Below are 11,778 nucleotides of genomic sequence, written 5' to 3'. Positions count from 1 at the left end.
GGGCACGCGGCGCGCCGCCGACGTTGTCGAGCAGGCGCTGGCCGACATCGCCGCGCGCGACGCCCGCTTCAACGCCTTCACCGAGGTGACCGCCGGGCGCGCCCGCGCCGAGGCGAGCGCGGTGGACGCCGCCATCGCGGATGGCCGCGACCCCGGGCCGCTCGCCGGCGTGCCCTTCGCGGTGAAGAACCTCTTCGACCTGGCCGGCGTCACGACGCTGGCGGGCTCGATCATCGAGAAGGACAGGCCGCCCGCGGCGCGCGACGCCTTCCTGGTGCGGCGCCTGCGCGCGGCGGGCGCGGTCTGCCTCGGCGCGCTCAACATGGACGAGTACGCCTACGGCTTCACCACGGAGAACAGCCATTACGGCCCGACGCGCAATCCGCACGACACGGCTCGGATCGCGGGCGGCTCCTCCGGCGGCTCGGCGGCCGCGATCGCGGCGGGCATGGTGCCGCTCACGCTCGGCTCCGACACCAACGGATCGATCCGCGTGCCGGCCTCGCTCTGCGGCGTCTTCGGGCTGAAGCCGACCTATGGGCGGCTGTCGCGCAGCGGCGCCTATCTCTTCGCCGCAAGCCTCGACCATGTCGGGCCCTTCGCGCGGAGCGTCGCGGATCTCGCCCTCGCCTATGACACGCTTCAGGGTGCGGATGCGGCCGATCCGGTGCAGCAATGGCGCGCGGCGGAGCCGGTCTCGTCCACGCTCGGCGCCGGGACGGGCAGGCTGCGCATCGCGGTGGCCGGCGGTCACTTCGCGCGCGGCGGCCATTCGGAGGCCTTCGCGGCGGTGGAGATCGTAGCGCGCGCGCTCGGCGCGACGCGGCGGGTCGAGATCCCGGAGGCGGCGCGCGCCCGTGCCGCGGCGTTCCTGATCACCATGGCGGAGGGCGGCAACCTGCACCTCCCGGATCTCCGCACGCGGCCCGACGACTTCGACCCGATGACGCGGGACCGCTTCCTCGCGGGCGCCCTGCTGCCCGCACATTGGCTTCAGCAGGCGCAGCGGCTGCGCGCCGCCTACCGCGCGGCCGCGCTGAAGGTTTTCGACGACGTCGACGTCATCGTCACCCCCGCGACGCCCTTCGTCGCGCCGACCATTGGGCAGGACATGATCGAGGTGGAGGGCGAGCGGGTTCCCGCGCGCCCGCAACTCGGCATCTACACCCAGCCCATCTCCTGCATCGGCCTGCCGGCGCTGGCCGTGCCGCTCGCCGACCCGGCGGCGGCCGGCTGCCCGGGCGGGCTTCCGATCGGCGTCCAGCTGATCGCCGCGCCGTGGCGCGAGGCCGACCTGTTCTGCGTGGCCGCGGCGCTCGAGCGCTCAGGCGTCTGCGGCTCTCCCCAACCAGCGAGGTAGCTCCGTGGAGATCAACATCCCCGAGGTGGTGGCCGAGGTCACCGAGCAGTTCATGCGCTACGAGCGCGCGCTGGTGTCGAACGACGTCGAGGTCCTGGACGAGCTGTTCTGGGACAGTCCGCTCACGCTGCGCTACGGCGCGACCGAGAACCTGCACGGCTATGACGAGATCAAGGCGTTCCGCGCGGGCCGCAGCGCGCAGGGGCTGAACCGGACGCTGCTGCGCACCGTGATCACCACCTTCGGGCGCGACATGGCGACCGCGAACACGACCTTCCAGCGCGAGGGCAGCGCGCGGACGGGGCGGCAGAGCCAGACCTGGGTGCGCATCCCCGGCGTCGGCTGGCGCGTCGTTGCCGCGCATGTGAGCCTGCTGGTCGAGCCGGCCCCCTAGAACGCCCCACAGAACCGCTTCGCAGTGTTGCGGGGACCCCGGTTTTGTTCCCCGCCCTCGGGAGGATGCGCTGCGTTGCCGCGGCAAAGCCGCGGCGCCGCCCGGCGTTCGCACGGGCCGGCCGGTTCCGTCAGGGCGAAGTGGCGGGCGCGCGCGTCTGGACTGTGCCGTCGGTCCGGGTGCCATCCTGCACGAGGCCGGCAAGCACCGCATCGACCAGGCCAGCGAGCTCCCCGGCGCGGAGGATGTCGGCCGGCAGGCCTTGCCCGATGGACGCCGCCCAGTCCTGGCGTTCCGCGGTGGCCGGGCTCTGCATCGCCGGCAGGCCGGCTTCCTCGATCGTGCGCACCACCTCGCGCACCTCCTCGGCCCGGCGGCGCCCGTGGATCAGCGCGCGGCTCATCATGTAGCGCGCGAGGCCGGGCCAGTCCTTGTGCGGCAGCGTGTCCGCCAGGCTCGCCAGCACCTCGCGCTCCACGCCGTAGCGGCGCGCGGTGAGCATGCATTCGGTGACGAGGGCTTCCATGCCCTTGATCATGATGCTGCGGCACATCTTGACCGAGGAGGCGCCGCCGACCTCGGCGGAGAAGACCTCCGCCTGCATGCCGAGGTCGCGCGCCAGCGGCAGGAAGGCCTCCGCATGCGGCCCGCCGAGCAGCATGGGTGAGCGGATGCCGTGCGGCGGAACGCTGGTCATCACCGCGGCCTCGACATAGCGGCCGCCGGCGGCGGCGACCGCGGCGGCGGCCTCCTGCTTCGTGCCGGGCGAGACGGAGTTCACGTCCACGAAGAAGGGACCATGCGCGAGACCGGCCGCGGCGGCGCGCGCCGCGTCCAGCGCGGAGCCCGCGGTGACGCAGCAGAAGACGAGGTCCGCGCCCGCGGCAGCCTCAGCCGCGGTCGCGGTGCGCGTCACGGGATTCGCGGCGAGGTTCCGGCTTGCCTTGCTGGCTTCGTCGGCGAAGGCGATGTCGAAGGCGGCGATGTCGGCGTGACCGGTCGCGCGCAGGTCGCGCGCCAGGATGCTGCCGACCTCGCCGAAGCCGATGAAGCCGATGCGCATCTCAGTCGCTCCAGTAGAGCCGCGTCGGGTTGTCCACGAGGACCTTGCGGCGGATCGCCTCATCCTCGATCGCCTCGGCCAGAAGGTCCACCAGGTCGCCGTCGTTCGGCATGTCGCCGGCGATGTTCGGATGCGGCCAGTCGGTGCCCCAGAGCAGCCGGTCCGGCGCGTCCTCGGCCAGCGCGCGGATGAAGGGCAGCGCGTCGCGGAAGGGCGCGCCGGTGGAGCTGATGCGCTCCGCCCCGCAGATCTTCACCCAGGCGAGCGGGTTGCGCATGAGCTCGCGCAGCTGGCGGAAGGCGGGCTGGTCGATCCCGTCCTTGGCGCGCACGCGGCCCATGTGGTCGATGACGAAGGGGATGCGGATCGCGGAGATGACCGGCGTGAGCGGCACCACGTCCTGCGCGTCGAGATGCAGCACGACATGCCAGCCGAGCGGCTCCACCTGCGCCAGCACGCGCTGGAAGACCGCCATGTCCGGCATGCCGCCCAGGTGCTTCACGAAGTTGAAGCGCACGCCGCGGATGCCGCCGTCGTGGAGTCGTTGCAGTTCCGCATCCGTCACGCCCGGATCCACCACGCAGACGCCGCGCATCGTGCCGCCCGAGCGCGCGATGCCGTCGAGCGTCACGCGCATGTCGCTGCCGTGGCACGAAGCATGGACGATCACCGCGCGCTCGATCCCGAGGATGCGGTGGAGGTTCACCAGGGCCTCGAAACCGGCGTCGGGCGGCGTGTAGGCGCGGTCCGGCGCATAGGGGAAGACGGCGGCCGGGCCGAAGACGTGGCAATGCGTGTCGCAGGCGCCGGCCGGCGCGCGGTAGCGCGGCGTCTTCGTGTCCGGGTCCGGGCCCTTGCAGGTCGGGATCTCTCGCATCGGCAACCTCATGCAATTGGCACGGCAGGCGGCCTGCGAAGCAGGCCGAGGCCGCGACTGCGGCCCACGGCCGGTGCCGTGAAGCCAAGCCGCACGGAGGTGCGGCGCCGGCGTCTGAGGGCATGGATGCGACAGCATCCATGCACACCCAAAGCTCTCATCCCTGGCGCTCGATTCCGGCCTTCTCGATCACCTCGGCCCAGCGCGCCGTGTCAGCGGTCATCAGCTGCCCCATCGCCTCCGGCGTGCCGCCGCGCGGCTCGACGCCGACCTGGGTGAGCGCGTCGCGAAGTTCCGCCGTGCCAAGCGCCTCGTTCACCGCGCGGTTCACTGCCGCGATCGTCTCCGGCGGGGCGCCGGTGCGCGTCACCAGCGCGTTCCAGGAGGCGACGTCGTAGTCCGGCACGCCCTGCTCCGTCAGCGTCGGCACGTTCGGCAGGTTGGCGGCGCGCTGGGCCGAGGTGACGGCGAGGACGCGGATAGCGCCGGACTGGATCTGGCCGAAGATGGGGCCGGTGATCTCGAAGGCGGCATCCACGTCGCCGCGCAGCAGCGCGGTGGTGAGCTGCGGCGTGGCGGGGAAGACCACGGTTTCCGCGCGGGTCCCGGTGCGGATCTTGAACAGCTCGGCCGAGAGGTTCTGCGTGCTGCCGATGCTGATCGACCCGATGTTGAGCCGGCCCGGCTGCGCCTGCATGCGCGCGACGAGGTCGCGGATGTCGCGGATCGGCGAGCCCGGCGCGACCACCACGGCGATCGGGAAGGCTCCCATCGTGACGACGGGGGCGAAGTCGCGCAGCGGGTCGAAGGGCAGGGTGCGGAACAGGCTGCGGCTGATCGCCGTGCCGTTGCTGGCGACCAGCAGCGTGTGGCCATCCGCCGGCGCGGCCATGAGCTGCTGGCCGGCGACGATGCCGCCCGCGCCGGGGCGGTTGTCGATCACCACGGGCTGGCCGAGCAGCGGCGAGATGCGCTGCCCGACGGCGCGCGCCGTCAGGTCGGCGACGCCGCCCGCGGCGAAGGGCACGATGATGCGGACTGGCCGCTGGAACACCTGGGCCCGGGCGCCGAGGGCGGGAAGCGCCAGCGCGGCGGCGAGCGCGGCGCGGCGTGTGAAGCGGGTCATGGCATCACTCCGCGCGGACATTGGCGGTGCGGATCAGCTCGCCCCAGCGGGCGCGCTCCGCGACGATGAGGTCGCGGAACTGCTCGGGCGTACCGGGCGAGGGGTCGGCGCCCTCGGCCTCGAGCCGCGGGCGCATGCGGTCGCTGCGAAGGATGCGCGTGCACTCCGCGTTGACGCGGTCGATGATCGGCCGCGGCGTGCCGGCCGGTGCCACGAAGCCGTACCATTGCGTCGCGTCGAAGCCGGGCACGCCCTGCTCCGCGATGGTCGGGATCTCCGGCGCGCTGGACAGCCGCTGCAGCGAGGAGACGCCGAGCGCGCGCAACGTCCCTGCGCGCACCGGCGGCAGGGCCGGCGGGCCGCCGGTCAAGGTGAGATCGATGGTGCCCGCGATCAGGTCGTTCATCATCGGGCCGGTGCCGCGATAGGGGATGTGCTCCATCTGCGTGCCGGTGGCCTGGTTGAAGGCGACCATCGCGATATGCGCCGCCGAGCCGTTGCCGCCCGAGCCGTAGGAGAGCCCGCCGGGCCGCTGCCGCGCCAGCGCGATCAACTCCTGGACGTTGCGCGCTGCGACGCGGCGCGGGTTCACCACCAGGATGTTCGGCACGATCGCCACCAGCACGACCGGGTCGAAGGAGGTCACCGTGTCGAAGCTCAGGTTGCGGTAGAGCGAGGGATTCACGGCGAGCGTGCCGATATGGCCCATCATCAGCGTGTAGCCGTCGGGCGCCGCGCGGGCGACCACTTCGGAGCCCAGCGTGCCGCCGGCGCCGCCGCGGTTCTCCACCACGAAGGGCTGGCCCAGCGCCTCCTGCAACTCGGCCGACATGGCGCGCGCCAGGATGTCGGTCGTGCCGCCCGGCGTGAAGGGCACGATGACGCGCACCGGCCGGTCGGGCCAGGCGCCTTGCGCGCGGGCCAGGCCGGGCGCTGCGAGCGTGGCGCCCAGGCCGATCAGCGCCTGTCGGCGGGTCGGTGTCATTGTCGTTCCTCCCGTAGTGTCGTTCGATGTCAGCCGATGCCGGCCGGCAATCCGTCCCAGATCTCGTCCGGTGTCAGCGAGCGCGGCATCAGCGCCTGTTCGACGCACCAGCGCGTCGCGAGATCGAGCGGCGCGCGCAGCGCCTCGCGCCCGAAGGGCAGCGTGGTGCCGGCGAGCGCCTGGGCGAACAGCGCGACGAGCGCCCGCACCTCCTCCGCGCGCCGCGCGGCGACCTCGCGCGTGACGCAGACGAGGTGGTTCACCGGCACGAAGCCATGCGCGGCGCGGAAGGCCTCTCCCGCCGCGGCCGGGTCGTGGAAGACCGGGCGGAGCGCGGCGTCGGCCGGCAGGTCGTTGCCGAAGATCGCGGCGTCGAGCTCGCCCGCCTTGAGCATCGCCAGCATGTCCGCGCCCTTCGGGGCGCGCTCCGCGAAGGGAGGATCGCGGTATTCGGCGACATGCGCGTCCTCGAAGGTCACCCAGCGCACAGCCTCGGGCGCCACGCCATGCCGTTCGGCCAGCACGCCGCGCAGCCACATGCCCGTGGTCTGGCTGTAGGCGCGCACGCCGACGCGGCGGCCGGCGAGATCGCCGGGGCCCTGAACGGTTCCGTCCGCGCGGCAGAGCAGCGCGGCCTCCTGGAAGCGCGCGGCGAGCGTGATCGGCAGCAGGACAAGAGGCTTGCCCCAGGCCTTCGCCATCAGGAAGGTGGCGATCGCCATTTCGCTCACGTCGAAGCGCTGCTCGCGCACCATCGGCGCGAAGGCGCGGCTCGGCACCGGCAGGTCGGCGAAGTCGAGCGTCACGCCGGGCGAGACGATGCGCCCGTCGAGCAGCGCGGCGGTGTGCGCATAGCGTCCGATCGCGGCGCGCAGCGCCTCAGCCATCTGCGTCCCCGGGGGCGTCCTCGTAGCGCAGGCCCTTCTTCGCCAGCGCCTCGCGCATGCCGTAGATGTCGAGGCCGAGCTCGCCTGCCTTCAGCCGGGCGCGCGTCGCGTTCTCCTTCGCCTCGCGCGCCTCGGTCGCCTTCAGCACCGCCTCGGCCTCGGCGCGGCGCACCACCACCACGCCGTCGTCGTCCGCGCAGACCAGGTCGCCCGGCGCGACCAGCTGGCCGGCGATGACGACGGGCAGGTTCACGCTGCCGATCGTCTCTTTCACCGTGCCCTGGGCGGAGATCGCGCGCGACCAGACCGGGAAGCCCATCTCGTGCAGCGCGGCGACGTCGCGGCAGCCGGTTTCCGTCACCAGCCCCACCACGCCGCGCGCGGCGAGCGAACAGGCGAGCAGCTCGCCGAAATAGCCGGCATCGGAGGGCGAGGTCGGCGCGACGACCAGGATGTCCCCCGCGCGGCACTGCTCCACCGCGACATGGAACATCCAGTTGTCGCCCGGCGGGATAGAGACCGTGACTGCCGTGCCGACCGCCTTCGCGCGCGGCCAGACCGGACGCATGAAGGATTGCAGCAGCCCCTTGCGGCCTTGCGCCTCATGGATCGTGGCGACGCCGTAGGACGCGAAGCGCTGCGCGAGCTCCGGCGCGACGCGCGCCGGGTTGCGCCTGACGACACTCATGGCCGCGCCCCCGGCGCGGCGTAGCGCGACCGATTCAGATCTCCGGTGCTCGGCGCCGCCGGCGCCTCCGCCCTGCGATCATCGGGCGCGCTCACGCCAGCGTCTCCACCACATGCGGGAAGATGGAGACGTAGCCCTCGCCGTACTTGATGGACTTGTCGGAGTTGCGCGCCGCCTGCGCGCCACGCTGCAGGGCGACGCGGGTGTAGTACTCCCACAGGTGCTCCTGCCCGGCCATGCACTCGATCGCCGCGCGCTTCTTGTCCCACACGGGCGAGATGTCGAGCAGCACGTCGGGCTTCCAGTCGCACTGCTCGGGCTGGTGCGGCTCGAACAGGAAGACGGGCGGAGCGCCGAGCACCTTCTGGTGCGGGTTGTGGCCATGCGCCTGCGCGGTGATGCGCGCATTCTGCGCCCAGGCCGACACCGTCGGGTGGTCGTGGTTGTAGATGTCCTTCTCGGAATGCGTGAGCATGAACTTCGGGTGGATCGCGCGGTAGACGTCGACCAGCCGGAAGAAGGCCTCGTTCGTCAGGTTGATCGGGTAGTCGCCGAGATCCCAGAACTGGATGTCGTGCACGCCGAGGACGCGGGCGGCCGCCTTCGCCTCCTCCTCGCGCGCCGCCTTCACGCGCTCGAGCGTCATGCCGGGCTGGCGCCAGAGCTTCGCGCTCTCGCCGCGCTCGCCATAGGACAGGCAGACGACCGTGACCTCCCAGCCGCGGGAGGCGTGCAGCGCGATCGCGCCCCCGGCGCGCCAGACGAAATCGGCGGAATGGGCGCTGACGACGAGGGCGGTGTTGCTGGCCATGGAATCGCCTGAGGACGGGTCTCTGGAACGCGGACCCTAGCCCCGGCGGCGCTGTGCCGTCCTATCCGGAGTTCGCGCCGAGCTATCAGTTTTGGGCATATCCGACAGGCCGCGGGAGGCGATCTCGGCGAGATGCTCGCGCAGCGCCGACAGGAAGGCCGCTACCGCCGGGGACGGCTCGGCGTCCGGGCGCAGGATCAGCCCGGCCGGGCGCGGCGGCGCCGGGATCGGCAGGGGCACGACGCGAAGGTCGCCGCGGAGCAGGTCGCCGGCCATCATGAGACGCGGCATGACGGAGAGGCAGTCGGTCGCGAGCAGCATCTCCCGGATGAAGCCGTAGGAGGAGGAGCGCAGCGGCGCAGCCGGGGCCAGGCCGAGCAGCGCGAGCAGCTGCTCGATCTCCTGCCCGACGCGCTGGCTGACGGTGGGCAGGATCAGCTCGTAGCGCGCCAGCGCCTCGGTCGCGACGGGGCCCGCCGCCGCGAGCAGCGGATGGCCGGCGCGGGCGAGGACGGAGATCGGCTCCTCCCACAGCGCCTCGCGCAGCAGCCCGTCCGGCACCGCCGGCGGATACAGCCGGCCGATCACCGCCTCGACCTCGCGCGAGGCGAGCAGCGGCAGCAGTTCCTCCGTGCGTCCCTGCTGGAGACGGACCTGGATCGAGGGATGGCGGCGCTTGAGGCGGATGAGGGCGCCGGGCAGCACGCCGACGGCCGCGACCGGCAGCACGCCGAGCGCGACGGTCCCGCCTTCGGCGCTGCCGACCAGGTCGAGATCCTCGTCGGCCCGCCGCAACTCGGCCAGCACGCGGCGGGCCAGGCGGATGAAGACCTCGCCGGCCTCGGTCGGGCGGACGCCGCGCGCGTGGCGATCGAACAGCCGGGTGCCGGCGATGGCCTCGAGCTCCGCCAGGCTGCGGGTCAGCGCCGGCTGGCCGACGCCGAGCGCCGAGGCCGCCTTGAGCAGGCTTCCATGCGTCGCCAGCGCGTCGCAGGTGCGCAGCAAGGGCAGCTTCAGGCGCTGATCGAGGTAGCGGCGGGGCATCGCGTGGCCGGGGGTCCTGCCGCGCAGCCTGCCCCAGCCCAGCTGTGCGGGGAAGTCGGCGCGGCGCCCGCCCCGGCTGCGGGCGCCGCGCGCGATTCAGGCGGCCTTGCGGTTCACCCGGCTCTCTGCGAGCTCGGTGAGCCGCTTGTCGGTCGCGTATTCCTCGTCGAGGGTCTGCTGCAGCACCGCGGCGCAGTCCTGCCGGCCGAGTTCCCGGGCAAAGGCGATCAGCGTGCCGTAGCGCGTGATCTCGTAGTGCTCGACCGCCTGGGCGGCGGAGATGATCGCCGCGTCCTTGACGTCGTTGTCGTTGGCGACGCCGAGGATGTCGCTCGCCTCGTCCAGGATACCGTCCATGGCGGCGCAGGTGGTGCCCTTGGCCGGCTGGCCGTGCATCTGGAACACCTGCTCGAGCCGCCGGATCTGGTTCTGCGTCTCGGTCAGGTGCTTCTGCAGGCCCTGCTTCAGCTGCGGATCGGTCGCCTTCTGGACCATGGTCGGCAGGTTCTTCGCGATCTGCTGCTCGGCGTAGTAGATGTCCTGCAGCGTGTGGACGAAGAGGTCGTCCAGCGTCTTGATGCTCTTCGAGAACAGGCCCATCGAGGCACTCCCTGGTTGCGGAGCATGCTGAACGCCAGGCGCCGGGCCGGGTTCGGCTGCCAGTACGGCCCGCCGCCGCGGCCGTGGTCCTTCCGGGCGCGCGCCGGCGCCGCTACCATCCGGCGCGTGCGCCCAAACCTGCCCGCCGCGCCGATGCGCGACCGATCGACACGCCGCCGCGCGAGGCGCGGCCACGGCGTTGCGGAGGCGAATCGTGGCTGAGGCCGAAGCTCCCGCATGGCGGCGGGTGGGCCTGCTGGTTCCCTCCTCCAACACCTCGATCGAGCGCGAGTATCCGATCTGGATGCCGCGGAGCCTGTCGTTCCATTTCGCGCGCCTGACCATGACGCGGCTCGACGACGACGGGATGCGCGAGCAGCTTGCGGACATGCGCCATGCCGCGGAGAGCGTGCGCGATGCGCGCGTGGATGCGGTGATGCTGTGCCAGACCGCGGCGAGCTACTGGATGGGCGCCGAATGGGACGCGGCGATCCGGCAGGACTTGGCCGACTGGGCAGGCGCGCCGGCGCTGACGGCGGCGGGCACGGTGCTCGACGCGCTGGGCGCGCTGGGCGCGACGCGGGTCGGCTTCGCCGCGCCCTTCCCGCCCGAGGTCGGCGCGGCGGGCTTGCGCTACCTTGCGCGGAACGGCGTCGAGGTGGTGGCCAGCGCCTTCGGCGGCGAGCGGGACAACTTCTCGATCGCGCGGATGCCGCCATCCGCCATCGTCGAACTCGCCTGCCGGGCGGACCACGCGCAGGCCGAGGCGCTGCTGCTGCTCGGGGGCAACATGCCCTGCCTTGCCATCCTCGACGAGATCGAGGCGCGGCTCGGCAAGCCGGTCGTCACCACCAACGCCGCGGGCATGTGGGCGCTGCTGGCGCTGCTCGGCCTGCCGGAGCCGATCGCGGGCGCCGGCCGGCTGCTGCGGGAGCGGCCGGCGGGCCCGGTCGGGCGTCAGTAGCCGGCCTTCTCCTCCACGTCGAAGCCGCGCTTCGCGATCAGCATGGTGCGGTCGAACTCGCAGACCAGCGTGCCGGCCTGGTTGTAGCCGCGCGTGCGCACCGTGACGATGCCGGCGTTCGGGCGCGACTTGCTCTCGCGCTTGTCCAGCACCTCGGATTCGGCCGAGAGCGTGTCGCCGGCGAACAGCGGGTGGGTCAGCCGGATCTCCTTCCAGCCGAGATTGGCGATCGCCTTCTGCGACACGTCGGTGACCGACATGCCGACCATCAGCGCGACCGTGAAGGGCGAGCAGACGATGCAGCGGCCGAATTCGGAATGCTTCGCGTATTCCTGGTCGAAATGCATCGGATGCGTGTTCATCGTCAGCAGGGTGAACCAGGTGTTGTCGGTCTCGGTGATGGTGCGGTTGGGGCGGTGTTCGTAGATGTCGCCGACGGCGAAATCCTCGAAGTAGCGGCCGAAGGATTCGCGGAAGCGGCGCGGGGCGACTTCCTTGTGGACCTGGACCATGCGTCTCTCCTGTTGTCCGGACAAATCGGGTGGACCGGCGGCGCGCGCCCGTCAAGCTGCGCGGGCAAGGACGCGATAGGCAGGCGCTACGATGGCCGGCATCACGAAGAGCGTGAGTTGCGCCGCGGCGACGATGAGGCCGAGGTCGCTCGCCGTGTCGCCGAGCGCGGCCAGCAGCAGCACCATGTTGCGGGTGCCCGTGACGAGCGCCGCCGACAGGGCGGCGCGGCGCGGCGCGGCGCGGAAGACGAGGAAGCCGAGCGCCTGCAGCACGAGGTTCAGGCCGAGCGCGAAGGCCAGCATGCCGGCAAAATCCAGGGGGCGCGCGGCCAGTGCCTCTCCCACCCCGTCCATGCAGGGGATGGCGGAGGCGGTCACCGCCACGACGATCCAGGTGTCGAGCGTCGGCGCCGCGCCGCGCAGCCGCGGCCGCCCGGCGAGGCGCGCGGCGGCAGCGGCCAGCGCGA

14 protein-coding genes are annotated in these 11,778 nt (G+C 72.5%); 3 read left to right on the top strand and 11 right to left on the bottom strand.

The window, feature by feature from the left end:
• On the top strand, positions 1-1,360 hold a 1,360-nt coding region (locus L2I40_RS10605), incomplete at its 5' end, for an AtzE family amidohydrolase (RefSeq protein ID WP_237214876.1).
• 4 nt (positions 1,361-1,364) lie between these two features.
• Complete coding sequence (gene hpxZ / locus L2I40_RS10600) at positions 1,365-1,754, top strand: oxalurate catabolism protein HpxZ (RefSeq protein ID WP_237214875.1); 390 nt, start codon at positions 1,365-1,367, stop codon at positions 1,752-1,754.
• 130 nt (positions 1,755-1,884) lie between these two features.
• Here the strand turns inward: hpxZ and L2I40_RS10595 are convergent, their stop codons facing one another.
• The 9 genes from L2I40_RS10595 to L2I40_RS10555 form a co-directional block, all read right to left on the bottom strand.
• Positions 1,885-2,817, bottom strand: coding sequence for an NAD(P)-dependent oxidoreductase (locus L2I40_RS10595; protein ID WP_237214874.1), 933 nt, complete (start codon positions 2,815-2,817; stop codon positions 1,885-1,887).
• A 1-nt stretch (position 2,818) separates the two neighbouring features.
• Positions 2,819-3,694 carry an amidohydrolase family protein gene (locus tag L2I40_RS10590; RefSeq protein ID WP_237214873.1) on the bottom strand — a complete coding sequence of 292 codons (876 nt, stop codon included), beginning with the start codon at positions 3,692-3,694 and terminating at the stop codon, positions 2,819-2,821.
• A 157-nt stretch (positions 3,695-3,851) separates the two neighbouring features.
• Positions 3,852-4,820, bottom strand: coding sequence for a Bug family tripartite tricarboxylate transporter substrate binding protein (locus L2I40_RS10585; protein WP_237214872.1), 969 nt, complete (start codon positions 4,818-4,820; stop codon positions 3,852-3,854).
• A gap of 4 nt (positions 4,821-4,824) precedes the next feature.
• Complete coding sequence (locus L2I40_RS10580; RefSeq protein ID WP_237214871.1) at positions 4,825-5,805, bottom strand: Bug family tripartite tricarboxylate transporter substrate binding protein; 981 nt, start codon at positions 5,803-5,805, stop codon at positions 4,825-4,827.
• A gap of 29 nt (positions 5,806-5,834) precedes the next feature.
• Positions 5,835-6,692 (bottom strand): ABC transporter substrate-binding protein, encoded by an 858-nt coding sequence (locus L2I40_RS10575; protein WP_237214870.1) that lies wholly within the window; start codon positions 6,690-6,692, stop codon positions 5,835-5,837.
• Entirely contained in the window at positions 6,685-7,380 is a 696-nt protein-coding gene (locus L2I40_RS10570; RefSeq protein ID WP_237214869.1) for a 4-carboxy-4-hydroxy-2-oxoadipate aldolase/oxaloacetate decarboxylase, read from the bottom strand. Before L2I40_RS10570 ends, L2I40_RS10575 begins: the two co-directional genes overlap by 8 nt.
• Positions 7,381-7,471: 91 nt before the next feature.
• On the bottom strand, positions 7,472-8,191 hold the full coding sequence (locus tag L2I40_RS10565) for a PIG-L deacetylase family protein (protein ID WP_237214868.1): 720 nt from the start codon (positions 8,189-8,191) through the stop codon (positions 7,472-7,474).
• Positions 8,192-8,227: 36 nt separating this feature from the next.
• Positions 8,228-9,235 (bottom strand): LysR family transcriptional regulator, encoded by a 1,008-nt coding sequence (locus L2I40_RS10560; RefSeq protein ID WP_237214867.1) that lies wholly within the window; start codon positions 9,233-9,235, stop codon positions 8,228-8,230.
• A 96-nt stretch (positions 9,236-9,331) separates the two neighbouring features.
• On the bottom strand, positions 9,332-9,835 hold the full coding sequence (locus L2I40_RS10555) for a YciE/YciF ferroxidase family protein (RefSeq protein ID WP_237214866.1): 504 nt from the start codon (positions 9,833-9,835) through the stop codon (positions 9,332-9,334).
• 214 nt (positions 9,836-10,049) lie between these two features.
• Here L2I40_RS10555 and L2I40_RS10550 point away from each other — a divergent pair, with 214 nt between their 5' ends.
• Positions 10,050-10,799, top strand: coding sequence for a maleate cis-trans isomerase family protein (locus L2I40_RS10550; protein WP_237214865.1), 750 nt, complete (start codon positions 10,050-10,052; stop codon positions 10,797-10,799).
• Here the strand turns inward: L2I40_RS10550 and L2I40_RS10545 are convergent.
• Positions 10,793-11,311 carry a MaoC family dehydratase gene (locus L2I40_RS10545; protein WP_237214864.1) on the bottom strand — a complete coding sequence of 173 codons (519 nt, stop codon included), beginning with the start codon at positions 11,309-11,311 and terminating at the stop codon, positions 10,793-10,795. The genes L2I40_RS10550 and L2I40_RS10545 overlap by 7 nt on opposite strands.
• 51 nt (positions 11,312-11,362) lie before the next feature.
• The coding region (locus L2I40_RS10540; RefSeq protein WP_372491042.1) for a hypothetical protein at positions 11,363-11,778 on the bottom strand (416 nt) is incomplete at its 5' end.

Source organism: Falsiroseomonas oryziterrae (genome assembly GCF_021864505.1).
Taxonomy (GTDB): domain Bacteria; phylum Pseudomonadota; class Alphaproteobacteria; order Acetobacterales; family Acetobacteraceae; genus Falsiroseomonas; species Falsiroseomonas oryziterrae.
Note: the sequence above shows the minus strand (reverse complement) of the source record. Positions and strands in the feature narration are given on the sequence as shown.